Here is a 26,451-nt window from a genome sequence, read left to right as displayed (position 1 = left end):
GGCGGTCAGTTCCTGATGGCCCAGAATTTCAGTTCAAGCTCGGCGAATTCGCCGGACACGTGGAACGCGAAGCCGCCGGAGCGCTCGAGTTGCGCCAGGTCTTCGGAACTGAGTTCGAGGATGAAGTAGGTTTTGTTCGAGTGGAACGCGATCTGCCGCGGGGCCACCGGCAACGGTTTGACCTTGATCCCCGGCAAGTGCAGGTTGACCAGTTGGCGGATACGCTCCACCGGGCCGACCTTGAGGTGCGCCGGCAAGCGATGGCGCAGTTCTTCGGAGTCGCAGTTGGCGCTCGCCGCCAGCACGAACGACGCCGAGCCGAGCAGTTTGTGGTCGTGCAACGGCGACACGATGATCCCGTACTGACGCGCCTGCAGAATCAGTTCGATGGCGTGCTGTTCCAGCACCATCGACAGCACCTGACGAATCGCTTCCATCAGTTTGCGGAAGCTTGCACCCTGATCGGCGTGGGAATAGCGGCTGTCCAGACGCGGGCGTTTGCTGTCGCTGGAGAAGGTCGCCAGATCGCCGAGCATGGTCAGCAGCGTGCGATACAACTCTTCCGGATGCACCTGCTCCAGACCGAGGTAGTGGCGCAGCAGCAGTTCAGTACGGTTGATCAGTTGCAGCATCATGAAGTCGCCGACTTCCGCACCACCGACCTTGCCGTTGGAGCGGATCCGCTCGGCAATCGTGTCGCCCCGGTGGTTGAGCATGCTGATGACTTCTTTCAGGCACGACAGCAGATAGCTGGACGCGTGGGCCTGGATGTAGGTCGGCACGAAATCCGGGTCGAGGCTGATCACGCCGTCCGGCGTGGTGTCGAGCACGTCGCAGATCTTCAACTTCACGTAGGCCTGATCGCTCTGCTGCTCGCCGAGCAACAGTTTGAAGTCCGGGCGACCACAGCTGACCTGGCTGGCGGAATCATCGCCAGCGTTGGAGTCGGCCACTTCGGCGTCGTACGCGGTGTAACGCGCGAGCACGTCGGACTGCTCCGGACGGCGCGCTTCGATGTGGTTCCCGGTGACCAGCGGCAGCGCCAGGTAAATCGGCGTGTTACCGGTGTTCGGCGGCACGTCCAGCGCCAGCGGCTCGGTGTTGCCGCCGAGTTCGAACAGGCTGCCATCCGGCAGGATCCCCGAGGCGGCACTGATCACCAGTTTGCCCATGTTGAGGAACTGCAGGTCGATCTCCAGATTGAGGAAACCCCAGGTGTAACCACCCAGCAACTGGGTGCGGGTTTTCATCTGGTGATCGTAATAGCGATCGTTGTGCTGGAAGTGCTGCGGCCGCAGCAGCATGCCTTCCTGCCAAATGACTTTATGGGTATTCATCTTCAGTCATCCGCCTTGGCGAGCGCTTCATGGGTGTTGCGGATCCCGGCCTGATCCAGGGTCAGATCGGCCTCGGTCAGCTCCAGTGGGGTGACCTGAACGGTGTAGCGCCACTTGGTTTCCGGCAGATCGCGGTACGCAGCGAGAACGCCGACGTAGCGGCTGCCCTCCTCCACGCTGAGTTTCATTTCCACGGTTTCACCCGGGCGCAGTTCGAGTTCTTCGCTGGCCACCAGATCCGGGTTGAGGGATTCCTTGGCGCGCTCGTAGAGGCTGAAGAAATCAGCGTTCTCGAAGGTCACCGGGTGCTTGAGTTCGAACAGACGCACCACGATCGGCGAAGGACGGCCGTTGAGGTCCGGGTTGAGCTGATCACTGCCGGTCAGCTTCAGGTTGATCTTGGTCACTTTCGAGTACGGCGACAGCGACGAGCAACCGGCGAGCAGCACCAGCACGGTGAGCGCAGTCAGCGTCTTGAAAAAAGCGGTCGAGCGGCGAGACATGCGCATCATCCTTGGTGGTCGGTGTGTAGGGTAGAAATCAGGCGGATCTGTTCTTCGTAGGCCTGGGCGAAATCGCGGGCCAGCAGACGCTCGCTCCAGTCATCGTCCTGACGCAGGGCCTGGTGGTAACGGCCGAACGCTCTCCAGCGTCCGCCCGAAGTGGCGATCAACGGCTTGTTGTCGCGCTCGAAACGCAGGGTCAGTTGCTCCGGCGAGAAGTGCTCGAGGGTGCCGCGTACGGCGGCGCGGCTGGCGGTCAGCAAGGCCACCTGATGCGCCTGCAGATCGCGGAACGCGCGGGAAATCGCCTGCTCGGCCGGCAGGTGCCCGGGCTTGTGCGGCTGCAACAGAATCTCCAGCGCTTCGCTCGGATCAACCGCGAATTTCAGCGGGTTCTTGTTGGTCCCTTGCACAGTGGTCTGGGCCAGACGCAGTTCGTTTTTCAGCTCCGAACGGGTGCGCAGGCTCTGCTGCAGTCCGCCGATGCTCTGGCGCAGCAGCCGCGCGGCGTTCAGCGCCAGGGCTTCGCGGGCGTCGTGATCAAGGCCTTTGAGATCCACACCCAGCGCCGCACCGAAGTGCTCCCAGAAACCCTCGCTCTGACGCTCGACGGCTTTCGGGGCCGGAGCAGGCTCGGGTTCAACCGGGGCGACCAGCTCGGGCACCATCAGGCTTTCCATGTCGATGCGTGCATAGTCGGCACGCTGACGGGAGTCCTCGGGCTTGGCGGTCGGCGCCAACAGTTCGTCGATTTCCGAATAGACGCGCTCTTGCTGTTCGATCGCGTTCAGCGGATCGAGGTCGAGGAAGGCGTCGTCCGGAATGATGCTGCCGGCGGCAAGCGGACGGCCGACTTCACCGTCGAAGGTCGCCGGGTCACGCACCAGCCGTGCACGAATCTCGAAGTCGCCGAGCACGTAGGTGCTGCCGTGCTCGATGCGCACCGGTTCGCCCTTGTGCAGGCGAGCGCCGCTGCCGCCGTCCTGAACCCCGTTGCTGCTGGTGTCGGTGAGGAAAAACGTGCCTTCGCGGTAGCTGACAATCGCGTGGTGATTGGACAGATGACGCTTGCGGTCAGGAATGATCCAGTCGCAGTCCTCGCCCCGCCCGATCACGCCGCCGGCCTGTTTGAAGGTCTTCTGGCACAGCTCGGTGGGCACGAACTGCTTGGTGTTCAGCATTTCGAAAACCAATTCCATGTTTGATGCTCCTTGCGGTCACTTGCCGCGATTGACCGCTTGCGGATCACCCAACGGGCGATAGTCGTTGTCGTTGAATTTGTAATTGCCGCTGCAGCCGCCGAGGCCGCATAGAACGACGAGGGTCAGCAGGACAGCGTGCCAGTGACGAACAGACATCAGAGGGTCTCCAGGGGTAGACAAAGCACAAAGCGCCGACCCTTGCGGGCGGCGCTGAAATTAATTCTTTGGGCGGTCTCGAAGGCTCTGCATCGGGGCCTTGAGCCAGACCAGCGAGGCGTACGCACCTCCTGTGGCAAGTGAGCAATTTGTGGTGAGGGAGCTTGCTCCCGCCGGGGTGCGCAGCAGCCCCAAAACCAGACACTGCGGTGCCACAGGGAAACCGAGCTCATCGGGTTGCGACTGCTGCGCAGCCGAGCGGGAGCAAGCTCCCTCGCCACAGGGGAATATTCCGATCCAGAGCACTTCTTCAGGTCAACCATCGAAGTCACCCAAATTGATATTCAACCGCCCGAGGCGGTACAGCAGGGTGCGGCGCGGCAAGCCCAGTTCGCGGGCAGCGAGGGTCTGGTTGCCGTCGTTCTTGCGCAGGCAATCGAGCAACAACGTGCGTTCGACCTTTTCCAGACGTTCGCGCAGATTCAGGCCGCTATGGTCTTCGGGCATCGGCTCCATGCGCAGGGAGAAATGCTCGGCCAGCAACTCGCCGCCCTCGCACAACAGCACCGCGCGTTCGACCAGTGCCTTGAGTTCGCGCACGTTGCCGGGGAAGGTGTAGCCGGACAGGTGCTCCAGCGCCGCGCTCGACCAGCGCACCGGGTCGCGCTGCAAATACGCGCAGGTCTTGTCGGCAAAGTGCTGAGCCAGTTCGAGGATGTCGCCTTCGCGCTGACGCAGGGCCGGCAGCTCGATCGGGAACTGCGCGAGGCGGTAATACAGGTCCTCGCGGAATTTGCCTTCGCTGACCAGCGTCGACAGATCGCGGTGCGTCGCGGCAATGATGCGCACGTCGATCTTGTGCGTGTCGTTGGAGCCCAGCGGGCGAATTTCGCCTTCCTGCAACACGCGCAGAATCTTCGCCTGCAACGACAGCGGCATGTCGCCGATTTCGTCGAGCAACAACGTGCCGCCGTTGGCCGCATCGAACAGCCCCGCGCGGTCACGATCAGCGCCGGTGAAGGCGCCTTTGCGATAGCCGAACAGCTCGCTTTCCAGCAGGTTTTCCGGGACGGCCGCGCAGTTCTGCACGATGAACGCCTGAGAGCGACGCGGGCCGCAATCGTGAATCGCCCGGGCGACGACTTCCTTGCCGGTCCCGGTTTCGCCGCGCAATAGCACGGTGTACGGGCTGTGCAGGACTTTGCTGATCAGCGAGTGGGTCTGGCGCATGGCGGCGCTTTTGCCGATCAAGCCATAACCACTGATGCTCGGCACACTGCGCGCCACCGTGGCCGACTCGGCCAGCGGCTGGCGCAGACGCTGCAGCAAGTGCAATTGACCGAGCACGAACGAGCCGAGCTGACCGAGCGAATCGGCAAAGCCTTGCAAGTCCACACGGCGACGGCTGGCGCACAGCAACAAGCCTTCGACCGCTTTGTGCTGATTGACCAGCGGCACGCACAGCAGCGATTGCCACGGTGTCGCCGCAGCCGGCAGAAAACTGGTCTCGTGCAGGCTGCCGCTCAGGTCGTCAAGGCACACCACGCGGTTCTGACACAGGGCAAACTGCAGCAGCTGCTCACCGTTGTAGTCCGCCGGGAGGCTGGTGGCGGCGCGCGGTTGCAGCGCGCCGTCGAGGCATTCGGCGTTCATCCCCAGACAGGTGTGGGTGGCGTCGAGCAGGTACAGCTGCGTCAGTTCACAGCCGCTCAACTCGGCCAACCCGCGCACGAAGTCACCCAGCAGCGCAGCACCGTCCGCCGCGCGCGACAGGCTGGCGAACTGCGCCAGCAAGGCTTCGGCATAGACCAGAGGCTGCGGCACTTGAGTGAACATCACACCCACCTCAGGCGAACTCGCACGTCACGCTGGCGTTGCCGTCGAGCGTGGCATGCACACGCTTGAGGCTTTCACCGGTGGCCATTGCATCGAGCAAGCGGTCAGCTACCAACGGCAGCACGTGCTGATCGAGCAGATGGTCGATCAGACGCGCGCCGCTTTCGCTTTGCGTGCAGCGCTCGGACAGATGATCGACGAGGTTCTGGCACCAGCTGAAATCCAGCTGACGGCGATTGAGGCGCTCGCCGAGACGACCGAGTTTGATCTCGATCAGCTCGCGCAATACCGGGCCGCCGACCGGGTAGTACGGCACCACTTTCATCCGCGCCAGCAGCGCCGGTTTGAAGTGTTTGCTCAGCACCGGGCGAATGGTCTCTTCGAGCAGCTCGGCGGTCGGGCGGGCGCCGTCTTCGCAGAGGTCGCTGATCTTGTCGCTACCAAGGTTCGAGGTCATCAGGATCAAGGTGTTGCGGAAGTCGATCTCGCGACCTTCGCCGTCGTTGGCCACACCTTTGTCGAAGATTTGGTAGAACAGGTTGAGCACGTCCGGATCGGCCTTCTCGACTTCATCGAGCAGAACCACCGAGTACGGCTTCTGGCGCACCGCTTCGGTGAGCATGCCGCCCTCGCCGTAACCGACGTAGCCCGGTGGCGCACCGATCAGACGCGAGACGGTGTGCTTCTCCTGGAATTCGGACATGTTGATGGTGGTGATGAAACGGTCGCCGCCGTACAGCAGGTCAGCCAGAGCCAGCGCGGTTTCGGTCTTGCCGACGCCGCTCGGGCCGACCAGCAGGAACACGCCGACCGGCGCATCCGGTTTGTTCAGGCCGGCAGCAGTGGCGCGCATCGACCGATCCAGCGCGTGCACGGCTTGTTCCTGACCCCGGATGCGCGTGCGCAGATCGGTAGCGAAGCTGGCGACCTTGGCGTTGTGTTCGCGGGCCAGTTGCGCCAGCGGCACGCCGGTCCAGGCACTGATCACTTCGGCCACCAGACGCGGGCAGACTTCGAAGCTGACCAGACGCTCTTTGACTTGAGCCGCGGTCAGGGCGCTGTGGGTTTCGTTGAGCTGGGCTTCCAGCGCTTCGACGCTCTGGCCTTCCTCGACCTCGGCGGCGATGGTTTCGATCACCGTGCCTTCGGCGTCTTCTTCAACGCTGACGGTCGGCTCGACAGCGGCAGCTTCGCGGGCCTTGGCCAGTTGCTGACGCAGTTCCAGCAGGCGCTCGGCCAGTTGCTTCTGTTCGGTCCACAGACTTTCCAGCGCGACCCTTTCGCTTTCGGCTTCGTCGAGCCGCGCTTCCAGTGCATCCAACGCTTCGTGGTCGATCAACAGACCAGCCTCGGCATCGCGACGCAGAGCCTGACGCTGGCGACCACCCTCAGCCAGTTCGCCACGCAGGCGTTCGAGGCTTTCCGGGGCGGCGGCGAGGCTGATGCGCACACGGGCACACGCGGTGTCGAGGACGTCGACGGCTTTGTCCGGCAACTGCCGACCGGCCAGATAGCGGGCGGACAGCTCGGCAGCAGAGACCACCGCGTCATCGCGCAGGTAGATGCCGTGGCTCTTCTCGTAGACCTGCGCCAGACCACGGAGAATGGTCACCGCTTCGCTGACGGTCGGTTCGTGCAACTGCACCGGTTGGAAACGACGGGCCAGCGCCGGGTCTTTCTCGAAGTATTTCTTGTACTCGGCCCAAGTGGTGGCGGCGATGGTGCGCAGTTCACCACGGGCCAGCGCCGGTTTCAGCAGGTTGGCCGCGTCGGAACCGCCGGCGTTGCCGCCCGCGCCGATCAGGGTGTGGGCTTCGTCGATGAACAGGATGATCGGTTTTGGCGAGGCTTTGACCTCGTCGATCACGCCTTTGAGACGCCGCTCGAATTCACCTTTAACGCTGGCACCGGCCTGCAGCAGGCCCATGTCCAGCGACAGCAGCTCGACGCCCTTGAGCACCTGCGGCACTTCACCGGCAGCGATGCGCGAGGCCAGGCCTTCGACGATGGCGGTCTTACCGACACCGGCCTCACCGACCACGATCGGGTTGTTCTTGCGGCGACGGGCAAGGATGTCGACCATCTGCCGGATCGCGCCATCGCGGCACAGCACCGGGTCGAGTTTGCCGTCGCGCGCCTGTTGCGTCAGGTTGTGGGTGAAGCGCTGCAGCAGCGATTCGCCCTGCGCCGCCGGCTTGCCGCTGGCGGCCGGTTGCTCCTGTTGCGACAGGGCAAATTCCTTCAGGCGATCAATGTTCAACTTGGCGAGCAGCGGCTGGTAACGGCTGCCGGCGTAGCGCATCGGGTTACGCAGCAGCGCGAGGATCAGTGCGGCGTCTTCGACCTGGGTCTGGCCCAGTTCAAGGTTGGCCACCAGCAGCGCGTCTTGCAGCCACTGCACCAGTTCCGGGGCGAACACCGGGTTGCGCGAGGCACTGTGCTCAACGCGAGATTGCAGTGCGGCGCTCAGTTCACCAGCGTCGACGTCTGCATCCTGCAAGGCGCGCGAGAGCAAGCCGTTCGGACGTTCCAGCAAACCCAGCAACAGGTCTTCGACGAGGATCTTGCTGCCGCCACGGGCCACGCAACGTTCGGCCGAACGTTCCAGGTCACGACGGGTTTCGGCGTCCAGCGCCTGGATGAGTTGTTGCAGGTCTACGTTGATCATGGCTCACGTCCTTAATGAATTTTGCTGCCCAGAGTGACCACGCCGTCTGCTTTTTCGCAGCCCAGCCAACTGGTCCATCCCAGGCGACAGTCGTTCTTCTCACCAATGCGCAGTTCGCGGATTTCTTCCGGGCGCAGCACCAGGCGAATGTCGTAATCGAGCGGGTCACGCAGGGTGAACCGCACCAGCGCGCACAGCGGCTGGTAACCGAAACCGATCGGCAGGAATTCGTGGAATCGCTCCCAGTCAAGTTCGGTGATGTGAATGCGGAATTTGCCGCTGCGGTCGCGCACCTGCTCGCCCAGCACCAGGTCTTCACCGAGCAGGCTGTTGGCGCGACCGAGGCGGTTGCGCTGCTCGTCGAGGATCTCCACGCGGCGCTCGATGCACTGCTCGATGACCAGGTCTTCGTGCTTGAAGTAGTAACGCAGCACGGCTTCGATCAGCGCCGCCGAGTGCGCGCGCAAGCTGAGCAAACCGAGGTATGGCAGCAGGCGCTTCCAGTTCAGTTCCTTGGCCTTGCGGATCTCGTCGCCACCCAGACCGATCAGCGCGAACAGCTGCGACGAAAACGGGTCGATCGCGCCACTCTGGAAGCTGGCGCGATAACGGTACTTGCGCCAGATCGGCAGCATCAGCCGTTGCAGGCGATGGTGGAACAGGTCGAGGAAGTTGCGCGTCGGGTTGCCGTCCTCGCTGTCGCCCAGCGCCTGCTCGCCGTAGAACGCCGGCAGCGGCGAACCGGAGCCGACCAGGCCGATCAGGTTGAAACGCATGCGCGCGCGCATCTGCCCGTGCTCTTCGAAAAACTCCACGCGATCGACGTCGCTGCGCGGAAAGCCCAGGCTCGGGTTGGCCTGAAACTCCACCTGGTCGTACAGATCGTCTTCGCTCAGGTACGGGTGCGCCTCGCGCAGCCGGTCGATCACCAGCAGCACGGCCTGAAACAGCGAGTACTCGCGTATTACCTTGGTCAGCCCGCTTAAAGCAGGGGCTGCAGGCCCATACGTGGTGTCCATTGGTACACCTCTCCCTGTGTGCTTTTTACCCGCAGCTCGTGGTACGAATTGAGACTGGCGTAAAGCGCGAAAAACTCGTTAAGAACCGAGGCAAAAACGAACAGGTCGCCTTCGCCGATATACCCTTCCGGGTCGATGGTCAGTTCGGTGCGCAGACCGCGCACCGGCAAGCCACGGTGCAGCCGGTCGACGTGGTGGTGCTTGATGTGTTTGAGGCCGCCGAGCAGGCGTTTGCTGACCTTCTCCGCGTGCTGGTCGTAATAGCGCGGCAGGTCGTAGGTTTCGAGAATCACCTTCAACGCGTTGACGTCGGCCAGCGACAGATAGTTGAGCGACATGTTGCTGATCAGCTTCCACAGGAAGTCACGGTTCAGCGGCGGCGCAAAGCTCGACGTGGCCGGGGTGATGTTGCGGAAACTGAGGAACTCCGGGGTCTCTTCACAGGCCATGCAGATGTCGCCGAGCTTGAGCTTGCGCGGCAGGTTCTGGTTGGTGCACATCAACTCGATCGACAGGGTTTCGTGGGCTTCGGTGTGGCGGATGCCGAAGCTCAGGTAGGTGTCGAGGCCGTCATGCAGCAAGGACGAACGCTGGCGGATGCTGTAATGCGGACGGCTGTTGGGCACGTCGAAACTCGGGTCGTGCTCGAACGACTCGAACGGCACGTACTCCTGATAACCGAGGCCGCCGGGCTTCCAGCCGGTGACGGTTTCCACCGAGAACACGCCGCAGTTTTCCAGATCGTATTCCGCTGGCAGTAGCAGGTATTCATCCTGTTTGCCGTCGAGGCGGATCGGCAGCGCATCGTGCGCAAACAGGTTGGCAATCGGCGTGCAGAACAGCTTCACGTTATCCAGGGTCGGCCGCATGCGCATGATCCCGCTCTTGCGGATATCGAAACGCAATTCCAGGCCGCGCATCTGCTTGAGCGTGTCTTCCGGCAGCGCCTTGAGGATGTCCAGACCGTTGACGTCGACGAACAGGAACTTGTCCTGGAAGGCGAAGTATTCCTGCAGGTAGCGATAGCCACGGAAAGTGTTCAGCGGATACGGGATCAACGCTTCTTCTTCGGCAAAACCCACTGGCTTGACCCGGTCACCGGGAATCTTGAACGCCATCGGTTTGCCGGCCACGCCATCGATTGGCTTGCCGGCGCCGTCGAGCGGGATCAGTTCGATGCCTTCCAGGTTGCGCAGCAGACTCAGATACAGCATCTGGCTGATGTAGCGTTCGCCGGCAAAGTGCAGGCGCAGCTTGCTCAGTTCCAGCTCACCGAGGTGGCCGTCGGCGCTCATTTCCAGACGCAGGCTGAGCAGCGAACCGTCGCCCTTCACCGAGTAGTTCAGCGCCGCCAGATCCAGCGGCAGGACTTCGGTCGGGTAGCAGGTGCGGAAGCGGCAACGCACGTCTTCGATCGGTTTGCTTTCAATCGGCGTATCGCGCTCGACCACCAGCGCCGGCCCGGAACGCTTCAGCGGATCAAACTGCAGAATGCTGAACGCCGGCAGCGGGCGCATGTAGTTCGGCCACAGCAGTTGCATCAGCGAATGGCTGAGCTCCGGCAGCTCGTCATCGAGCTTCTGCCGCAGACGCCCGGTTAAGAACGCAAAACCTTCCAGCAACCGCTCCACATCCGGATCCCGCCCGGCCTGGCCCAGGAACGGCGCCAACGCCGGACTACGTTCGGCGAAACGGCGACCGAGTTGGCGCAGTGCGGTGAGTTCGCTTTGGTAGTAGTGGTTAAAGGACACGGGTTACCTGCCTGGTAGTGGAACTCATCAAAAACACACCCTGTAGAACGGACGGATAGCGGTGTTCATGTCATGCCGGCGACTTGGCTCTCCCCTAATCGCCCTCAGCAATTTCATAAGGGGTGTTACTGATAAAAGCGTTGAGCCAATGCGGTCTCCACTCCGGAACTCTGATACCAAAATGTTGATCGCGCTTGTAAAAATCGATCCATACGATACCCACAATTACATTATCTTCATGGGCAGTCATATCTACAGTACCGCGAGAATATAAAGGCGATCGAAATACTGCGTTCGAGTCTCTCTTGTCGGTAATTCGCAAGTATGACAAATCATCAAAAGGCACAAGCAAACCTCTGACGGGCACATTTTCAATCAAATAGTTCCCTGATTCGCTTACTACAGAACTGCTCGCCTGACGCTTAATAATACCGTTCATGGAAACAGCAAAAAAAACAATCACGACCAGCAAAAAGCCGAGGAGCAGGACAATCTTTTTGGCGCGCATCAATTTTTCACCAACTCAATAGTCACAGGATTAATATTTTCATAAAAAATATCGGAGAACAGCTTGAAATCCCCGCCTTTTGAGTAAAGCTTCCTGTATTCCACAAAATGCTTGTTCTGGATAAAGAAATATCGTTTATTCGCAGCTTCGACAAACCGCTTTTCTGCCGCCTCGCTCATTCCGAATATGGATGACCGAGCGATACCTGCAGTTTCCTGATCGATTGCCATATTTTGCGCATTGGCGTCCATTACCCCGGCGACGCCATCGAAATTCCAGAATCCGAGTGGCTGACTGATGAAATCATCACCATCGTTAAAATCGTAATTGTCTTCAACGTAGTAACCCAGGCGATCGGCAACGAACACGACTTTCCTGTCAAAGACGTTGACAACGCCTTCTGCGATAACTCGCATATTGAAGTTCGCCAAAGCTCCGCGCAGCTCATCGAGTTCACCACCACCCAACTGACTGAAGTTAACTGCACGCGAGTTAAAATAACCGAACTTTTCGGCTGCGCGCCCCTTGCCGTTAAATTTAACTGGATAACAACCAGGACCCGACTTTCCAAATGCACGGAGTATCTTGGTGCTTATTTCTGGCATGGCTTTTTCATTATTCCACGCCGCTTTAAGAACTTTACGCGTTTCTTCAGGCTTCTTGAATTTCAGCACCCAGTCCATCTTCACTATATTTTCTTCGATATACTGATCGGGCACCGGCCTCACACGTTCTTTTTCTTCTTTTTCCATTCCGCCACTGGCGTTCTTCCAAGGGGCACCATTAAACCAGTGACGCATCAATGCGGCGGCAACCGGCCATTTCATTTTGTCCATGGCAGCAGGAATATCGGTAACTTTAAAAAGACGAACAACAGTAGACTGCCCAGCTTTGTTACTCGCTGGGGTGAGGCTGGATGCTACTACCGTGTCTGCCATATAAACGTCCTTACTTCAAACCTTAGAAACCGAAGCTCACGTATAAAAACCAGCCAAGCACTCAGCCAATCATCACTTCAGTTTGTTGTTCAATTATTAATTCCACCGCCTCGGCCTGAGCGGAAGAAATTTTCTGCGTTTTTCCATCAGCACTGGTAACACCGTTAATGATCTTTCCCGAAGCGGTTTTCAATGTGTACGCCACACCCGCCATTGGCTTGCCTGTGTCCTGGCAATTGATCGTAAAGTGCTCATCGAACGGCCATTTGATCTCCACCGGCAAAGGCGGCACAAACGGCGCCGGCGAATGCGAATTGCCGATAATCACCGTCCCGGACCCCGCCGTGACCTTGTTGCCATGGGTTCCCACCGAATCAACCGTGGCAGCCGGTTTGCCATTGATCAAAACCGTGGTCGCCAGATCGCCGACCAACGCACCACCACACGCCGAGGCATCGCCTTGGCGGGCGGCCGCGAGGCCGTCGAAGAACACGTCGCCGGAACCGGCGGCGATCGGGTTGGTACCGTGGCCAGGAAGTGGGCAAGCGGTGGGGTCGGATACGCGTGCTGCGGGTTTGCCAGACATCGGGAATCTCCTTAGGTGACCTTCACTTGACCGCTGCCATCCAGGCGCGCGGAAAAACTGACCTGACGCTTGAAACCCTCGACTTCCAGCAGGCCTTCGATGCTGAAGGCCAGCCGCAGCTGGTCGTGGTCACGCGGCAGGGAAATGACACGCACGTTGCTCAGGCGCGGCTCGTAGGCTTCGATGAAGTTTTCGATGGCCAGACGGGCCTGACTCAGGGAGTCGTGCAGGCTCAGACGCATGTCATTGAGATCGGGCAACCCGTAGTCGGCCAGCGTTTGCACGCTGCCGGCCCGGGTGCTGAGCATTTTGGCCAGATGGGCAGCCACTGACGCCATGGCACAAGCCTCAAGGCTGTTGCCCTTGCGTAGTTCCGCGTCGCCGTTGAGGCGTTCGAAGAGGCTGCCGTATCCGTCCATGAGTCGCTCTTACTCTTTGTCCAGCTTGCCAACCAGCGACAGGGTGAAATCGGCACCCATGTACTTGAAGTGCGGACGTACGTTCAAGCTGACGCGGTACCAGCCCGGCTCGCCTTCAACGTCGCTGACGATCACTTGCGCAGCGCGCAGCGGACGACGGCCACGCACTTCGGCGCTCGGGTTTTCCTGGTCGGCGACGTACTGGCGGATCCACTTGTTCAGTTCCAGCTCGAGGTCGGTACGCTCTTTCCACGAACCGAGTTGCTCGCGCTGCAGCACTTTCAAGTAGTGAGCCAGGCGGTTGACGATCATCATGTACGGCAGTTGGGTGCCGAGCTTGTAGTTCAGCTCTGCAGCCTTGCCTTCTGCGCTGATGCCGAAGAACTTCGGCTTCTGCACCGAGCTGGCGGAGAAGAACGCCGCGTTGTCGGAGCCTTTGCGCATGGTCAGGGAGATGAAGCCTTCCTCGGCCAGTTCGTATTCACGACGGTCGGAAACCAGAACCTCGGTCGGGATCTTGGTTTCGATTTCGCCCATGCTTTCGAAGTGGTGCAACGGCAGATCTTCAACCGCGCCACCGCTCTGTGGGCCGATGATGTTCGGGCACCAGCGGAATTTGGCGAAGCTGTCGGTCAGCTTGGTGCCGAACGCGAACGCGGTGTTGCCCCACAGGTAGTGCTCGTGGCTGTTGGCAACGGTTTCCTTGTACACGAACGATTTCACCGGGTTTTCTTCCGGATCGTACGGGTTACGCAGCAGGAAACGCGGCACGGTCAGGCCAACGTAGCGGGAGTCTTCCGAAGTACGGAAGCTCTGCCATTTGGCGAATTGCGGGCCTTCGAAGTGGTCTTTCAGATCTTTCAGATCCGGCAGGCCGGTGAAGCTTTCCAGACCGAAGAATTTCGGGCCGGCCGCGGCGATGAACGGCGCGTGGGACATGCAGGAAACGCTGGCCACGTACTGCATCAGTTTCACGTCCGGCGAGCTTGGGGACATGAAGTAGTTGGCGATGATCGCGCCCACCGGCTGACCACCGAACTGGCCGTATTCTGCGGTGTAGATGTGCTTGTACAGGCCCGACTGCATGACTTCCGGCGAGTCTTCGAAATCGTCCAGCAGGTCTTCTTTGGAGACGTTGAGGATTTCGATCTTGATGTTTTCGCGGAAGTTGGTGCGGTCGACCAGCAACTGCAGGCCACGCCACGACGATTCCAGAGCCTGGAAGTCCGGGTGGTGCAGGATCTCGTCCATCTGACGGCTGAGCTTGGCATCGATCTCGGCGATCATGCGGTCAACCATGGCCTTCTTGACCGGCTCACCGTTGTTCTGCGGCTTGAGCAGTTCTTCGATGAACGCCGACACGCCACGCTTGGCGATGTCGTAGGCTTCGTCGTCCGGGGTCAGACGGGTTTCGGCGATGATGCTGTCGAGAATGCTGTATTCGCCGCTTTCGGCGCTCTTCTCTTGTGCTGCGCTAGTGCTCATTGTGTTGGCTTCCTTGGCTGGAGTCTCAGGCGTCCGGGGCTGCGGCGTTCAGGCCCAGCTCACCGAGTACGCGACCGCGGGATTCGTCGTCGGCGAGCACGCCTTCGATCGCTTTACGGAACGCAGGTGCGTTACCCAGCGGGCCTTTGAGGGCCACCAGCGCATCGCGCAGTTCCATCAGTTTTTTCAGCTCAGGCACTTGCTCGACCAGGCTGGCCGGGTTGAAGTCCTTCATCGAATTGACGCGCAATTGCACAGCCAGCTCGTCGGCCTCGCCATCTTCCTGCAGACGGTTCGGCACGCTCAGCGTCAGACCCAGTTCTTGCTTGGCCAACACTTCGTCGAAGGTCATCTTGTCGATGCTGATCGGCTTGCGATCTTCGATTTTGCGATCGTCCTTGCGGTGGGTGTAGTCACCGATTGCCAGCAGCTTCAGCGGCAGTTCAATCTCTTCCTGAGCACCGCCGGTGGCGGGTTTGAAGGTGACGTTGATGCGTTCCTTGGGGGCTACCGAGCCTTCTTTGGCCATGGCTTTTCTCCTTGCGGTTGTGGCCCTGGGGCCTATTCGAGTACCACTTCGAGATCGAGGTGGCACAGCCTGCGATAAATCTCTTCCTTGCGTTCACGCACTGCATGGTTCTGCGGCAACAGCTCGCAGCAACTGTGCAGCAGGTGCAGCACTTCCAATGCAAGATCGGGCTCCCAGGCGTGCAGGCCTGAGTCCTGTAATGTCTGATCGAGGGTTTCGAGCTGGTTCTTGGCCAGTTCGTATTTCTTGGCCATGAAGCACAGCCGCGCGAGGGCGAACTGCCAGAAGAACCGCTCGCGTCCACCGTGGGCCGTTTGCAAGCCTTGCTTGAGAATCTGCACGGCAGGCTTGAGACCTTCCTTGCGCAGCAGCGGCAGCACGTCCTGCAGGGCTTTTTCCCAGGCGGGCTGGGTTTCGACGTCGTCGGTTTCGACCTTGCGCGGCGCGCTGGCGCTTTGCAGGTGCGGCATGACATTGCCGGCGATCCACGCCCGGGTGGACGGATCGGCAAACGGCGCGCCGTCATGGAAGCGACATTCGATGATGCCGGGCAGGCGCTGAACCAAAAGCGCGAAGTGGATTTCCACTTCGCGCATTGCCATCTCGGCGTTGAGGTTCTGGAGACATTCCCAGACCATCCTCTGGCCGTCGAACCAGAACGGCGCCTTCGCCAGGCTCGCCTCCAGTTCCACCAGCAGGTCGGCGTATTTGCCTTGATCGAAGCGATCCTGATACTGCTTGAGTTTGTCCACCGGCAGACCGCGCAACACGGTGATCTGCTCGGCGTTGCGCTCGGGCACCGCGTCGATCGGCAGCCACAGCAAAGTGCGGTTCAGACGCAAGGCGCGCAGGTCGGTGGCTTTCTGTTTGAGCCACCAGGCACACAACGGACGCGCGCTTTCCTGCTGGGCGCGCAGAGCCTTGTAGGCGTCTTTTTCGTTGTCGATCGGTGCGCCGGGGGTCAGCAACTGGCTTGCGGCCTGCTTGACCTGCGCCACTGCTGCGCCCACCACACCGGGGGCCGGCTGATTGTCGGCGGCACGCTGGATCATGGTTTTCAGGCGACGCGAGAGCGGCAACAGCAGCGGCGCATCGTCGCCCAAATGTTCGGTGCACGCGGCATCGAGACCGGCCAGATGCTCGGACAACTGCCGGAACATCGGCAGCTGTTCCTTGATCGCGATGTTTTCGGTGAGCACCTGCTCCAGGCGCGGCACCAGCCAGCCGATGGCGGCGGCACGGGTACGCGGTTTGAGCGGGTGAACGTCGGCCCAGTGGTTTTCCGACAGATGGTGCAGCAGACCGAGGCCAGCCAGCAGCCCGGGGAAGGATTCGCGCTGGTACAACGACCAGGTCAGCCAGGCGCCGACACGCAAATCCTTGGATTGGGTACGCAGCAGGTTTTCGCTGTTTTCGCGGATTTTCAGCCAGTCGATCTGCCCGCTTTCGTGCATCGACGAGGCTTTGGCCAGCTCGCTTTCCAGCGCCTCGAATTCGCTCGAAAAACGAACGTCTTCGCCCGCGAAATTCTCTTTGGAAACAGAGACTTTTGCGAGTTCGAGGTAATGGGCGGAAAGTTTGCTTGAGTAGGACATCCATGGCCTTTATTCAGGATTACAGTCAGGCGCCTATTGGAGTTACCGCGGCGCGGGACAGTATCGAAGAGCGGTGAAGCGACTCATCCAATTGAGATGTGCTCTTTCAAGTGGGCGCATCGTAATCACTATGATGGCCACTAGCAAGCATCTGATTAAACAACAAGACGAAGTGTTCAGTGGGGTGTGTAAGAGATCGCCCTATATATGGCAGGGGAATCCCTGATGGCGAATTATATTGCGCGCATTTGCCTCGCCCCCTCAGAACCCTTGATCCAGAGCGGCCCAACCCGCTCTGTGCGAATCGCCTCGAACACCCGTCCCAATACACGGCGGCAAGCATGACAACTCTCGAAAAAAATGGAAGTAGGACTCTTCCGAAAATGCATTGGATTTTACAAACGATTTACCGGCGACAACACTCAACAACAAAAGTGCCATCAATTTGATGGCAATTCATGCTTCTGAAACTTTATACAGCTCGTGAATGCTGCACTTCAGTGCTAACTCAATAATTATCGAAGTGACTTCCCACAGACATTTCCTTCAATCCGCACAACACTTTCACGCCCGGAATACTCTGACAAATGTCAGGGATACTTCTTACATCAATTTATTTCCTGCGTCGCTAGCGTGCCTTGGCAAATTCTTTTCGCGTGGCGATCAGGGACGATCGAACACCGCGCATCGACTCACCTGCTTAAGGACAAGCGTATGTTCAGCACAGGCAGTTGCGCGCCTTTTATCCTGCAAATCCCCAGCGTTCTCCACGACTTCAAGGTGCTCGCATTTGATGGCGCTGAAGCCATCAGCTGCCTTTACGCGATCCGGGTCGAGCTGGTCAGCGAGCGAGCAGATATCGATCTGGAAGGCCTGCTCAGTCAGCCGGCATTTCTGCAATTCGGGTTCAACCACGAAGGTATTCACGGGCGCATTGAAGATGTGCGGGTGGGTGAAAGCGGAAAACGCCTGACCCACTATGAGCTGACGCTGGTGCCTGCGTTGCATTATCTGCAGTTCAGTCATGATCAGCGGGTTTTTCAGCAGCGTACGGTGCCGCAGATCATCGCGCAGGTGCTCAAAAGGCATGGCATTCAAGGTGATGCTTTTACCTTTCATGTCGCCTCGAATCCGCCACGCGACTATTGCACTCAGTACGCGGAAAGCGACTTTGAATTCATACAGCGCCTGTGCGCCGAGGACGGGATCGCCTGGCATCACCAGCATTCGGCGGACGGCCACCTGCTGGTGTTCACCGATGACCAGGTGTTTCTCCCCACGTTGGCTGCGATGCCGTATCTGCAGGAATCCGGCATGGTGGCCGAGCATCAGGTGGTCAGCCGATTCAGTGTGCGCAACAGTACGCGCACCAGCACCGTCACCCGTCGTGACTACGACCTGAAACGCCCGAGCCTGTTGCTTGAAGCCCGCTTCACTGCCGGCTTCACTCCAGTGCTGGAGGACTACCGTTATCCGCTATTGATTGAAAACGACAGGCGCGGCAAGCAAGTTGCCCGGCAAGCGCTGGAGCGCCACCGTAGTGATTACGAAAGGGGCGATGGCGAAAGCGATCAGACAAATTTTCGTTGCGGGCACTTGTTTGAGCTGACCGGACACCCGCGCAAACAGTGCAACGATCTGTGGCTGCTGCTCAGCGTTACTCACGAAGGCCGCCAGCCGCAAGTGCTTGAGGAGACCAGCACCGGCAACGTCGAACCCGCCGATGGTTTTACCCAAGGCTACCGCAATCGCTTTAGCGTGATTCCTGGCGAGATGGTATTCAGGCCTGCACTGCCGCCGCCACGCCGTCCGCTGGTGACTCAGACCGCACGGGTTACCGGCCCCGAAGGCGAAGAGATTTATTGCGATGAGTTCGGTCGCGTGAAGATCGAATTTCCCTGGGATCGCAAAGAACTCAACAGTGAGCGCAGCAGTTGTTGGGTACGCGTAGCGAGCAGTTGGGCCGGCGATCATTTTGGCGCAGTGACCATTCCGCGGGTTGGCATGGAAGTCGTGGTGTCCTTTTTGGAGGGCGACCCGGACAAACCACTGATCACCGGTTGTGTGTCCAACAGAGTTACCGCGCCACCCTACTCGTTACCCGATCACAAGACCCGAACTGTCTTGCGCAGCGAAAGCTCGCCACGCAATGGCGGTTACAACGAACTGTCGATCGAGGATCGTGCCGGGCAAGAGCTCATCCATGTGCGCGCACAGCGCGACATGGCGCAAAAAATCGGCAACAGCTTTCAACTGGAAGTGGGCAACGAGCGCCGCGAAACCATCAATGGCAACAGTTACACCCATGCTGGCCGGGCTCTCGACATTGAGGCCGGCCAGCAAGTGCTGCTCAAGGCTGGCGCCAGTGTGGTGCTGGATGCCGGCGTGAGCATCACGCTGAAGGCTGGCGGCCATCACCTCGTGATCGATAGCGGTGGCATTTTCAGCAGCACTGAAATCGAAACGGACCGCGAACCGCAAGACAGTGAAGCGCCCCCTCTGCTGCTGCCTGGACTGGATGGCGCATTACTCAGTGCGCCAGCGGTACACGAACGCGCAGAGGAAGAGCTTGAGGAAGAGGAGGAAGAAGTCGACCTGGAGGATGAGACGCCGGGGGGAATAACTTTGCGTATCGGGGTGTTTTTCGATGGCACGGGGAACAACAAAGCCAACAGCGAGACGGTCGCAGCGTGTTACGCCCCGGACGCGAATCTTGCGGAGGCGGCTGCAGAGATCCAGCAGCACTGCGCCACCTACGGTTACGACGGTGATGGAAACTCGCCGGATAACAGTTACGGGAATGATGTGAGCAATATTGCGAGGTTGTATGAGCTTTACACCGACGACACTTACAAGCTTTTACCAGTGTCCGCAAAAACCGCATCGATCGCGGTTTACATAGAAGGCGTCGGCACCAAAAGCAATGACGCCGACTCTCTCTACTCACAAGCAACAGGTAGAGGTGAAACAGGCGTAGTCGCTCGTGTAGAGCAAAGTCCGACAGTTATCAGGCAACAAATACGGCAGCTGATTGAACGGAACCCAGCATTGGTAATTCAGCGAATCGAATTCGATATTTTCGGTTTCAGCCGAGGAGCCGCAGCAGCCAGACACTTTGCAAATGAAGTGCTTAAGGGTAATGAGGGGCTACTCGCCAAGTCGCTTTCCAGCGGCTTGGTTGAAGGCTTCAACTGGCGATTCAAGGTCGATACGGAGATCAACTTCATTGGGCTTTTTGACACCGTTGCAGCAATCGCCAACCCATGGCTGCTCGATTTTACCGGCGCCAACAGTAGAAACCCCGGCCTCGAGTTGAAGCTGCCTGATGGTTGCGCCAACAAAATAGTCCACCTGGTTGCCCGTGATGAATATCGCGAGAACTTCGCACTCAACAGCCTGGGCGACATCGATCTGGTCTTGCCCGGCGCTCACTCGGATCTGGGCGGCGGCTATTTGCCTAAAGCCAAGGAAAAACTTCTGCTGAGCAACCCGCTCACCAGCACTATCAGCCGAGACAAGGACGCGACCCGCAGTGCAGCCTATGCTGCTGCCGAAAAAGAAACCTATGCCTGGTATGCAAAAGGCGTCATCGAAGAGGACACCACGGGCAGTCATTTACACGTTGCACTTTGGGAAAGAGCCGTGACTCAACCAACGGAAAAAGGCGGATACAGGCAGGATCCCCAGAAGCGGGTTTACACGGCGGCCAGCATTGAGCGACCAGTACACGGGGAGCTGTCTCTGGTGTATCTGCGTATCATGCGTGAGCTGGCGGTCAGACATGGAGTCCCATTCGAGGAGATTGACGAAAATGAGCCAAGACTGTCCTTGCCGGCGGAATTGATCCCGATTCATGCCAAGCTTGAAGCTTATGCGCTTGGAAAATCATCTGTCGAAGGCCTGACCATCAAAGAAAGGGAATTGTTACGTAGGCGCTATATCCATCTTTCCGCTCACTGGAATGCAGCCAAGGGCTTGAACAGCAGCGACATGAACATCGTTTTCATCAACCGCCCGGCCAAGAGCAACCAACGAGTCGTGCACCCCCATGAATGACTTCACTCGACGTCTCGGCAAAACAATATGTTTCCTGCTTGGCACATTTTTGGCTGGCTGTGTACAAGATGTCTCCCATGCTGCAGAGAAGCAGCCTTGGTTCCTTGGCTTTGGAGCACCAGACTATATGGAGGTCTGGATAGAAACAGCAGACGTGGTGGATATCCGGGAGCGAGTGTTTCGGCGTGCCGGTTCGGGTATTGCATCAGTACAGAATCCCGTGGAGCACAAGGGCAACCCCGCAGGTTGGCCAGAAAACCCTGGAAGCGGAAAAGGCAAGTATGTAACGGGTGCCGACCTGCCCCGCTTGGTCTACGTACGCTGGCAATCTCTGGCCGAACCTCAGACTTATGAAGCCTATATCGTCATCCCCGAATCAGCCCGGGAGATCATGCGCAAACCCGAAAAAGCGTTCTGCAACTTTGGCTCGGAGTGGGTTACTGAATCGCGTAAAAACCTGGTAATTGGGCTGGCACCCGGCGGCATTGCCAAAGTATGGCTCACTGGAACATGCCTCAAGGCAATCGAGATTGCCCGGATCGTAGGCACCGTGAATAAAAAGGGTCCATACCAAGGAAAAAATGAAGGCCGCTATGCTCTGCCTCTTGAGCCGGAGTCCAGGGCCTACGTGGAAAAATTTGGAATTCCTTATGGCTCTTGGTAAGGACAGCCCGGTGATCATGCCGAGAAGCTCGACCCTTCGAATCAAGAAACTCACAAGCCTGTTTACAGGCCTTCTGCTGGCGGTTTGCACTCAAACTCATGCTCAAGCGAAAGACAAACTGCCCTGGTTCCTTGGCTTTGGAGCACCGGACTACATGGAGGTCTGGATTGAAACCGCCGATGTGGTGGATATCCAAGAAAGAGTGTTCCGGCGGGCAGGATCAGGCATTGCTTCAGTACAGAGGCCTGACGATCAAAAAGGCAACCCCGCTGGCTGGCCGGACAACCCCGGCAGCGGCAAAGGCAAATATGTAACTGGCGCCGATTTACCTCGCCTGATCTACGTGCGATGGCAGTCACTGGCCGAACCCCAAACCTACGAGGCGTACATCGTAATTCCCGAATCTGCACGGGAAATCATGCGCAAACCCGAAAAAGCGTACTGCAGGTTTGGCTCAGAGTGGATCACCGAATCCCGTGACAATATGGGTATCGGTCTGGCCCCCGGCGGCATTGTAAAGGTTTGGCTAGGGGGAGCCTGTTTGAAGTCGGTCGAAATTGCCCGCGTGCAAGGAACCATCAACCCCAAAGGCCCCTACGAAGGCAAATCCGGCGGTAAACATCGGCCTCTTTCTGATGCCTCCAAAACCTACATCGAAAAATTCGGCATCCCCTTCGGGAGCTGGTAAGGAGCTTTACCTCATGGAATTGAAACCCCTGTTGTTCGCAGCACTCATGTGGCTACCCGTCACTCAGGCCTCTGCAGATACCCCGTCACTGGACGGTCATTACTATCTGACCGGCGCAATGGAAATGGGCGCCGAATTGCTGCTGCGCAAGGACGGCACGTTTGACGCCGGCGTGGCGTATGGCAGCGCAGATGGCTTTGCCAAGGGCACCTGGCAGGTGCAGAACAACACCGTGACGCTGAAGAGCGGGACCAAGGCGGCCTCGAACAGCGATTTGTCGGCCCTGTTTCAGGATCTGCAACTAGCCATCGAACCGAACTGCCTGGCCGTGGATTTCGGCAACGGCAAGGCCTGTTTCCGACGTCAGTAAGCCGATTGGCAGCCACAAAAAATGGGCACCCGACCGCAATCGGTGTGCCCATTTTTATTGCAGTTCTCCCTGCTTCTCAGGGAGTTCGCCGCAATTTAAGGATTGACGCTGTCTTTCAACGACTTGCCTGGCTTGAATGCAACAGTGTTGCTGGCCTTGATTTTCACCGGTTCGCCGGTTTGCGGGTTCTTGCCGGTGCGGGCGCCGCGGTGGCGTTGCAGGAAGGTGCCGAAGCCCACCAGCGTGACGCTGTCCTTGCGGTGCAGAGCGCCGGTGATTTCTTCGAGGACGGCGTTGAGCACGCGGTTGGCCTGTTCTTTGGTCAGATCCGCTTTTTCAGCGATTGCAGCGGCGAGTTCTGGTTTACGCATTAGTGAAGCCCCTTTGACGGTTTTTTGTTGTTATGTCCGTGCTGTTCTCGTTGGAACAGCGCCCAAGGCGCCGCAGGCTCTACTCTGCGGCAGACGGGAGTGAGAATGGCACGCGGATACCGGCGGCGCCAGTCTCCCCGCGACCTTTGTAGAGGCAAAAGCGGGGTGATTCCGACAGAACGACCGGTATTTACGCCAGCAGGGGCGGAAGCTGTTTGTTCAGGGCGAGTTTTTCCATCACTGCCGCGCCGGTCAGCGCATAGCCGAGCAACTGACCCTCGGCGCTGTGGCACAGGGCCTTGATGTCGGCGCCCTGCCCTTCGACGGTCCAGACACCTTCGCTGCCCCGAGGCGGTGGCGACACGACCAACGGGCATACCGGAGTTTTCACCGTGATCGGCATCGGGCCGTAACTCACGGCCGTCGGATTGCCCGCCAGGGTTTGTGCCAGCGCACGCGCGCAGCTCATGAGGGGCATCACGTACAACAAATTCAGCCCATCGACCTCGGCACAGTCGCCCAGGGCGTAAATATTGGCGTGGGACGTCTTCAGATACCGGTCGACTACGACACCGCGATTGACCTGCACCCCGGCCGCCGCGGCCAGATCGATGCGCGGGCGCAGGCCGATGGCCGACACCACCACATCGCAGGCAATCACCTGACCGTCGGACAGATGCGCTTCCAGCCCGTCCGCGACTTTGTGCAGACGGGTCAGCACCGGACCGAGGTGGAAACGCGCGCCCAGGCTTTCCAGCCCGGCCTGCACGGCGGCCGCAGCGGCGGGGTGCAGCAGCATTGGCATCACTTGCTCGCACGGCGCCACCAGTTGCACCTCGTAGCCGCCGAGGATCAGGTCGTTGGCGAATTCGCAGCCGATCAGGCCCGCTCCCAGCAGCAACACGCGGCGCTTGCCCGCAGCGGCTGCACGAAAGCGTGCGTAGTCTTCGAGATCGTTGATCGGGAATACCCGTTCGGCGCCATCGCCTTCGATCGGCACCCGCACGGTTTCCGCGCCCCAGGCGAGGATCAGGTCGCGGTAGTACACCGCTTCTTCGCCGATCCACAGGCGCTTGTGGCCGGCGTCGATGCCGCTGATGCGCGTGTGGGTGCGCACTTCGGCCTTCAATTGCTCGGCCATAGCGCCGGGTTCGGCCATGCTCAGGCCATCGGCGTCCTTGTTCTTGCCGAAACCGGTGGAGAGCATCGGTTTGGAGTATGAGCGGCCATCATCTGCAGTAATCAGCAGCAGCGGGGTTTCGCTGTCGAGCTTGCGAAATTCCCGGGCCAGGTTGTAGCCCGCAAGCCCGGTGCCGACGATTACGACAGGTGCGTTCATGCCTTACTCCTTGGTTTTTCTCAGTTGATTTCGATCATTTCGAAGTCCGACTTGCCGACGCCGCAGTCCGGGCACAGCCAGTCTTCCGGCACGTCCTGCCAAGCGGTGCCTGGCGCGATGCCGTCATCCGGCCAACCGTCAGCTTCGTTGTAGATCAGGCCGCAGACGATGCATTGCCACTTTTTCATTCAGGTACTTCCTCAGGATTCAGGCTTTGGTCGGCGCGGACGGTCGATGGTGGTTGTGCTGCCGTCCGGCTCAGGGCGTTTTGTACTGAGGGTGCCGGGCAGATGCAAGCCTGTTCGGCGCAACGGCGACCCGGATCCATCAAATTCGCAGCACGCCATGTTAAGCTCGCCGCCTCATTTGCGGCCAATAATGACTCATTGTGCACCATTCAAATGCCTGCCCGGCCCCGCTCTGGCTGACTCAAAGCCGACTGACGCCCCTTCCCGATTCGTTGACCCTGAACTGGTTGTTCGACGAAGGCTCGCTGACCCGCCGCCTGACGCGGCTGTCGAATGACGGCTTCAGCGTCACGCCGCTGTTCGAAGGCTGGGACACTTTGCGCAGCGACGAATGTACGGCGCTGGATCTGGCCGAAGGCAGCGAAGGTTGGGTGCGCGAGGTGTACCTGCGCGGTCACGGCGAGGCCTGGGTGTTCGCCCGCAGCGTGGCGTCACGCGCCGCCCTGCAAGGCGACGGCTTGCACATGGAAGAATTGGGCAGCCGCTCGCTGGGCGAATTGCTGTTTTGCGACCACGCCTTCCAGCGCCGCGCCATCGAGGTCTGTCACTACCCGCAGGACTGGCTGCCGTCAGAATGCCGCGCGCCGGAGCTGTGGGGCCGCCGCTCGCGCTTCGACCGTGGCGCCTTGAGCGTGCTGGTGGCAGAGATTTTCCTGCCGACGCTGTGGAACGCCGCCCGCGCCCATCCGGAGAACTGCTGATGTACCAGAGCCTGCTCAAGTCCCTGAACCGCTTGAATCCACGCGCCTGGGATTTCATTCAGTTGACGCGCATGGACAAGCCGATCGGCATTTACCTGCTGCTGTGGCCGACGCTATGGGCGCTATGGATTGCCGGTAAGGGCTCGCCTTCGCTGGCCAATATCGTGATTTTTGTCCTCGGCGTGGTACTGACCCGCGCCGGGGGTTGCGTGATCAACGACTGGGCGGATCGCAAGGTTGATGGCCACGTCAAACGCACCGCGCAACGACCGCTGGCCAGCGGCAAGATCAGTTCTAAAGAGGCGCTGGTGTTCTTCGCGCTGCTGATGGGCGTGAGTTTCCTGCTGGTGCTGTGCACCAATGCGCCGACCATCTGGCTGTCGCTGGGCGGCCTGGCGCTGGCATTCACCTATCCGTTCATGAAGCGCTACACCTATTACCCGCAAGTGGTGCTCGGCGCGGCGTTCTCGTGGGGCATGCCGATGGCGTTCACCGCCGAAACCGGCGAACTGCCTGCCGCCGCGTGGCTGCTGTGGATCGCCAATCTGTTGTGGACGGTGGGTTACGACACCTATTACGCGATGACCGATCGTGACGATGACCTGAAGATCGGCGTGAAATCCACGGCGATTCTGTTTGGTGATGCGGATCGGGTAATCATCCTGACCCTGCAGGCGCTGTCATTGGGCTGTCTGCTGCTGGCCGGGTCGAAGTTCGAGCTGGGGACGTGGTTCCATCTCGGCCTGCTGGTGGCCGCGGGCTGTTATGCGTGGGAGTTCTGGTACACCCGCGATCGCGACCGCATGCGTTGCTTCAAGGCGTTCTTGCACAACCATTGGGCCGGATTGGCGATTTTTGTCGGGATCGTGCTGGATTACGCGTTGCGCTGATCCACAAAAACCTGTGGGAGCGAGGCTGCTCGCGGAGGCGTCGTGTCAGTCAGCCAATGTGTTAACTGACACACTGCTTTCGCGAGCAGGCTCGCTCCCACAGGGATGTAGTTGCTGCAGGAATCAGTGTTTAGGCATGTGCCACATGTCCTTGAACCCTTCCCCCTTCATGTCGCCTGGTTTTTCATCCATTTTGAAGGTGTAAAGCGGCTTGCCGTCATATGCCCACTGCATCGTGCCGTCATCACGCTTGATGGGGGTGAATTTGCCTTCAGCCTTGGCACCCGCCGGCGCCATCATCGGCGGCCAGTTCTTCGCGCAATCGCCGTTGCACATCGATTTACCGCCCGTGTCCTTGTCGAAGGTGTACACGGTCATGCCTTTGTGATCGGTCATCATGCCGTCTTTCATCATGACCGGGTCAGCGGCGAACGCCATCGACGGTAATGCAACGGCAGCAGCCATCAGCAGGGCTTTGAAAGAAGCAGTCATTTGAGTCATGGAAACCTTCTTTTGTGGTTGTCAGGATTCGGACTTAGAGCTTAGTCCAGGATCAGGCCAACCGCCGGGCGACTAAAATACTGTCACACGA

25 protein-coding genes are annotated in these 26,451 nt (G+C 59.4%); 6 read left to right on the top strand and 19 right to left on the bottom strand.

Annotation, left to right across the window (positions count from 1 at the left end):
• Positions 1-5 precede the first annotated feature (5 nt).
• The 15 genes from tssK to tssA all read right to left on the bottom strand — a co-directional run bounded on the left by tssK (position 6) and on the right by tssA (position 16,532).
• On the bottom strand, positions 6-1,337 hold the full coding sequence (tssK, locus tag ACM6HV_RS08200; RefSeq protein ID WP_007962327.1) for a type VI secretion system baseplate subunit TssK: 1,332 nt from the start codon (positions 1,335-1,337) through the stop codon (positions 6-8).
• A gap of 2 nt (positions 1,338-1,339) precedes the next feature.
• Complete coding sequence (tssJ, locus tag ACM6HV_RS08195; RefSeq protein ID WP_007962325.1) at positions 1,340-1,840, bottom strand: type VI secretion system lipoprotein TssJ; 501 nt, start codon at positions 1,838-1,840, stop codon at positions 1,340-1,342.
• Between the two features lie 5 nt (positions 1,841-1,845).
• Positions 1,846-3,039, bottom strand: a complete 1,194-nt coding sequence (gene tagH / locus ACM6HV_RS08190) for a type VI secretion system-associated FHA domain protein TagH (RefSeq protein ID WP_414903944.1) — start codon at positions 3,037-3,039, stop codon at positions 1,846-1,848.
• 18 nt (positions 3,040-3,057) lie between these two features.
• Positions 3,058-3,198 (bottom strand): hypothetical protein, encoded by a 141-nt coding sequence (locus ACM6HV_RS08185; RefSeq protein ID WP_003229566.1) that lies wholly within the window; start codon positions 3,196-3,198, stop codon positions 3,058-3,060.
• Positions 3,199-3,513: 315 nt separating this feature from the next.
• On the bottom strand, positions 3,514-5,034 hold the full coding sequence (locus ACM6HV_RS08180) for a sigma-54 interaction domain-containing protein (RefSeq protein ID WP_414903943.1): 1,521 nt from the start codon (positions 5,032-5,034) through the stop codon (positions 3,514-3,516).
• A 10-nt stretch (positions 5,035-5,044) separates the two neighbouring features.
• Complete coding sequence (gene tssH / locus ACM6HV_RS08175) at positions 5,045-7,702, bottom strand: type VI secretion system ATPase TssH (protein ID WP_414903942.1); 2,658 nt, start codon at positions 7,700-7,702, stop codon at positions 5,045-5,047.
• 11 nt (positions 7,703-7,713) lie between these two features.
• On the bottom strand, positions 7,714-8,721 hold the full coding sequence (tssG, locus tag ACM6HV_RS08170) for a type VI secretion system baseplate subunit TssG (RefSeq protein ID WP_003229570.1): 1,008 nt from the start codon (positions 8,719-8,721) through the stop codon (positions 7,714-7,716).
• Positions 8,685-10,472, bottom strand: coding sequence for a type VI secretion system baseplate subunit TssF (gene tssF / locus ACM6HV_RS08165; RefSeq protein WP_121182770.1), 1,788 nt, complete (start codon positions 10,470-10,472; stop codon positions 8,685-8,687). The genes tssG and tssF overlap by 37 nt, the downstream gene beginning before the upstream one ends.
• A 94-nt stretch (positions 10,473-10,566) precedes the next feature.
• The gene (locus ACM6HV_RS08160) at positions 10,567-10,980 is read right to left on the bottom strand and encodes a hypothetical protein (RefSeq protein ID WP_414903941.1); all 414 of its coding nucleotides are present in this window, start codon (positions 10,978-10,980) and stop codon (positions 10,567-10,569) included.
• Entirely contained in the window at positions 10,980-11,918 is a 939-nt protein-coding gene (locus ACM6HV_RS08155; RefSeq protein ID WP_414903940.1) for a DUF6402 family protein, read from the bottom strand. The genes ACM6HV_RS08160 and ACM6HV_RS08155 overlap by 1 nt, the downstream gene beginning before the upstream one ends.
• A 61-nt stretch (positions 11,919-11,979) precedes the next feature.
• Positions 11,980-12,504, bottom strand: coding sequence for a PAAR domain-containing protein (locus ACM6HV_RS08150; protein ID WP_145593725.1), 525 nt, complete (start codon positions 12,502-12,504; stop codon positions 11,980-11,982).
• An 11-nt stretch (positions 12,505-12,515) separates the two neighbouring features.
• On the bottom strand, positions 12,516-12,923 hold the full coding sequence (gene tssE, locus ACM6HV_RS08145) for a type VI secretion system baseplate subunit TssE (protein ID WP_041071603.1): 408 nt from the start codon (positions 12,921-12,923) through the stop codon (positions 12,516-12,518).
• A gap of 9 nt (positions 12,924-12,932) precedes the next feature.
• A complete protein-coding gene (gene tssC, locus ACM6HV_RS08140) occupies positions 12,933-14,408 on the bottom strand; it encodes a type VI secretion system contractile sheath large subunit (RefSeq protein WP_003229584.1) in 1,476 nt (491 codons plus the stop codon).
• A 25-nt stretch (positions 14,409-14,433) separates the two neighbouring features.
• Complete coding sequence (tssB, locus tag ACM6HV_RS08135; RefSeq protein WP_003229587.1) at positions 14,434-14,937, bottom strand: type VI secretion system contractile sheath small subunit; 504 nt, start codon at positions 14,935-14,937, stop codon at positions 14,434-14,436.
• Positions 14,938-14,969: 32 nt separating this feature from the next.
• Positions 14,970-16,532, bottom strand: a complete 1,563-nt coding sequence (gene tssA, locus ACM6HV_RS08130; protein WP_047297308.1) for a type VI secretion system protein TssA — start codon at positions 16,530-16,532, stop codon at positions 14,970-14,972.
• A 714-nt stretch (positions 16,533-17,246) separates the two neighbouring features.
• Between tssA and tssI the strand changes: the two genes are divergently transcribed.
• From tssI to ACM6HV_RS08110, 4 genes are read left to right on the top strand one after another with little or no spacing between them, the layout of a single operon-like run.
• Complete coding sequence (gene tssI, locus ACM6HV_RS08125; RefSeq protein ID WP_414903939.1) at positions 17,247-20,588, top strand: type VI secretion system tip protein TssI/VgrG; 3,342 nt, start codon at positions 17,247-17,249, stop codon at positions 20,586-20,588.
• Entirely contained in the window at positions 20,581-21,252 is a 672-nt protein-coding gene (locus ACM6HV_RS08120; protein ID WP_414903938.1) for a DUF2931 family protein, read from the top strand. The genes tssI and ACM6HV_RS08120 overlap by 8 nt, the downstream gene beginning before the upstream one ends.
• The gene (locus tag ACM6HV_RS08115; protein ID WP_414903937.1) at positions 21,239-21,940 is read left to right on the top strand and encodes a DUF2931 family protein; all 702 of its coding nucleotides are present in this window, start codon (positions 21,239-21,241) and stop codon (positions 21,938-21,940) included. Before ACM6HV_RS08120 ends, ACM6HV_RS08115 begins: the two co-directional genes overlap by 14 nt.
• A gap of 13 nt (positions 21,941-21,953) precedes the next feature.
• Entirely contained in the window at positions 21,954-22,310 is a 357-nt protein-coding gene (locus ACM6HV_RS08110) for a hypothetical protein (protein ID WP_414903936.1), read from the top strand.
• 95 nt (positions 22,311-22,405) lie between these two features.
• Here the strand turns inward: ACM6HV_RS08110 and ACM6HV_RS08105 are convergent, their stop codons facing one another.
• The 3 genes from ACM6HV_RS08105 to ACM6HV_RS08095 form a co-directional block, all read right to left on the bottom strand.
• Positions 22,406-22,681, bottom strand: a complete 276-nt coding sequence (locus ACM6HV_RS08105) for an HU family DNA-binding protein (protein WP_003213368.1) — start codon at positions 22,679-22,681, stop codon at positions 22,406-22,408.
• Positions 22,682-22,871: 190 nt separating this feature from the next.
• Positions 22,872-24,020 carry an NAD(P)/FAD-dependent oxidoreductase gene (locus tag ACM6HV_RS08100; RefSeq protein WP_414903935.1) on the bottom strand — a complete coding sequence of 383 codons (1,149 nt, stop codon included), beginning with the start codon at positions 24,018-24,020 and terminating at the stop codon, positions 22,872-22,874.
• A gap of 20 nt (positions 24,021-24,040) precedes the next feature.
• The gene (locus tag ACM6HV_RS08095; protein WP_145593732.1) at positions 24,041-24,208 is read right to left on the bottom strand and encodes a rubredoxin; all 168 of its coding nucleotides are present in this window, start codon (positions 24,206-24,208) and stop codon (positions 24,041-24,043) included.
• Positions 24,209-24,408: 200 nt separating this feature from the next.
• Between ACM6HV_RS08095 and ACM6HV_RS08090 the strand changes: the two genes are divergently transcribed.
• Together ACM6HV_RS08090 and ubiA are read left to right on the top strand one after the other, a co-directional pair.
• Positions 24,409-24,969 (top strand): chorismate--pyruvate lyase family protein, encoded by a 561-nt coding sequence (locus tag ACM6HV_RS08090; protein WP_414903934.1) that lies wholly within the window; start codon positions 24,409-24,411, stop codon positions 24,967-24,969.
• The gene (gene ubiA, locus ACM6HV_RS08085; protein WP_108184232.1) at positions 24,969-25,859 is read left to right on the top strand and encodes a 4-hydroxybenzoate octaprenyltransferase; all 891 of its coding nucleotides are present in this window, start codon (positions 24,969-24,971) and stop codon (positions 25,857-25,859) included. Before ACM6HV_RS08090 ends, ubiA begins: the two co-directional genes overlap by 1 nt.
• A 123-nt stretch (positions 25,860-25,982) precedes the next feature.
• Here ubiA and ACM6HV_RS08080 read toward each other — a convergent pair whose 3' ends face one another.
• Positions 25,983-26,360, bottom strand: coding sequence for a hypothetical protein (locus ACM6HV_RS08080; protein WP_041071626.1), 378 nt, complete (start codon positions 26,358-26,360; stop codon positions 25,983-25,985).
• Between the last annotated feature and the right edge of the window lie 91 nt (positions 26,361-26,451).

The sequence above is a fragment of the Pseudomonas sp. IT-P260 genome (genome assembly GCF_949768395.1).
GTDB lineage: Bacteria > Pseudomonadota > Gammaproteobacteria > Pseudomonadales > Pseudomonadaceae > Aquipseudomonas > Aquipseudomonas parakoreensis.
Note: the sequence above shows the minus strand (reverse complement) of the source record. Positions and strands in the feature narration are given on the sequence as shown.

Excerpts from the sequence above, each read along its gene's own strand:
- ACM6HV_RS08160 (WP_414903941.1), bottom strand. The coding sequence starts at position 10,980 with ATGCGCGCCAAAAAGATTGTCCTGCTCCTCGGCTTTTTGCTGGTCGTG.
- ACM6HV_RS08120 (WP_414903938.1), top strand. The coding sequence starts at position 20,581 with ATGAATGACTTCACTCGACGTCTCGGCAAAACAATATGTTTCCTGCTT.
- ACM6HV_RS08105 (WP_003213368.1), bottom strand. The coding sequence starts at position 22,681 with ATGCGTAAACCAGAACTCGCCGCTGCAATCGCTGAAAAAGCGGATCTG.
- tssA (WP_047297308.1), bottom strand. The coding sequence starts at position 16,532 with ATGTCCTACTCAAGCAAACTTTCCGCCCATTACCTCGAACTCGCAAAA.
- ACM6HV_RS08110 (WP_414903936.1), top strand. The coding sequence starts at position 21,954 with ATGGAATTGAAACCCCTGTTGTTCGCAGCACTCATGTGGCTACCCGTC.
- ACM6HV_RS08155 (WP_414903940.1), bottom strand. The coding sequence starts at position 11,918 with ATGGCAGACACGGTAGTAGCATCCAGCCTCACCCCAGCGAGTAACAAA.
- tssI (WP_414903939.1), top strand. The coding sequence starts at position 17,247 with ATGTTCAGCACAGGCAGTTGCGCGCCTTTTATCCTGCAAATCCCCAGC.
- ACM6HV_RS08080 (WP_041071626.1), bottom strand. The coding sequence starts at position 26,360 with ATGACTCAAATGACTGCTTCTTTCAAAGCCCTGCTGATGGCTGCTGCC.
- ubiA (WP_108184232.1), top strand. The coding sequence starts at position 24,969 with ATGTACCAGAGCCTGCTCAAGTCCCTGAACCGCTTGAATCCACGCGCC.
- tssG (WP_003229570.1), bottom strand. The coding sequence starts at position 8,721 with ATGGACACCACGTATGGGCCTGCAGCCCCTGCTTTAAGCGGGCTGACC.
- tssK (WP_007962327.1), bottom strand. The coding sequence starts at position 1,337 with ATGAATACCCATAAAGTCATTTGGCAGGAAGGCATGCTGCTGCGGCCG.
- ACM6HV_RS08115 (WP_414903937.1), top strand. The coding sequence starts at position 21,239 with ATGGCTCTTGGTAAGGACAGCCCGGTGATCATGCCGAGAAGCTCGACC.
- tssH (WP_414903942.1), bottom strand. The coding sequence starts at position 7,702 with ATGATCAACGTAGACCTGCAACAACTCATCCAGGCGCTGGACGCCGAA.
- tssC (WP_003229584.1), bottom strand. The coding sequence starts at position 14,408 with ATGAGCACTAGCGCAGCACAAGAGAAGAGCGCCGAAAGCGGCGAATAC.
- tssE (WP_041071603.1), bottom strand. The coding sequence starts at position 12,923 with ATGGACGGATACGGCAGCCTCTTCGAACGCCTCAACGGCGACGCGGAA.
- tagH (WP_414903944.1), bottom strand. The coding sequence starts at position 3,039 with ATGGAATTGGTTTTCGAAATGCTGAACACCAAGCAGTTCGTGCCCACC.
- ACM6HV_RS08180 (WP_414903943.1), bottom strand. The coding sequence starts at position 5,034 with ATGTTCACTCAAGTGCCGCAGCCTCTGGTCTATGCCGAAGCCTTGCTG.
- tssB (WP_003229587.1), bottom strand. The coding sequence starts at position 14,937 with ATGGCCAAAGAAGGCTCGGTAGCCCCCAAGGAACGCATCAACGTCACC.
- ACM6HV_RS08185 (WP_003229566.1), bottom strand. The coding sequence starts at position 3,198 with ATGTCTGTTCGTCACTGGCACGCTGTCCTGCTGACCCTCGTCGTTCTA.
- tssJ (WP_007962325.1), bottom strand. The coding sequence starts at position 1,840 with ATGTCTCGCCGCTCGACCGCTTTTTTCAAGACGCTGACTGCGCTCACC.
- ACM6HV_RS08095 (WP_145593732.1), bottom strand. The coding sequence starts at position 24,208 with ATGAAAAAGTGGCAATGCATCGTCTGCGGCCTGATCTACAACGAAGCT.
- ACM6HV_RS08100 (WP_414903935.1), bottom strand. The coding sequence starts at position 24,020 with ATGAACGCACCTGTCGTAATCGTCGGCACCGGGCTTGCGGGCTACAAC.
- ACM6HV_RS08150 (WP_145593725.1), bottom strand. The coding sequence starts at position 12,504 with ATGTCTGGCAAACCCGCAGCACGCGTATCCGACCCCACCGCTTGCCCA.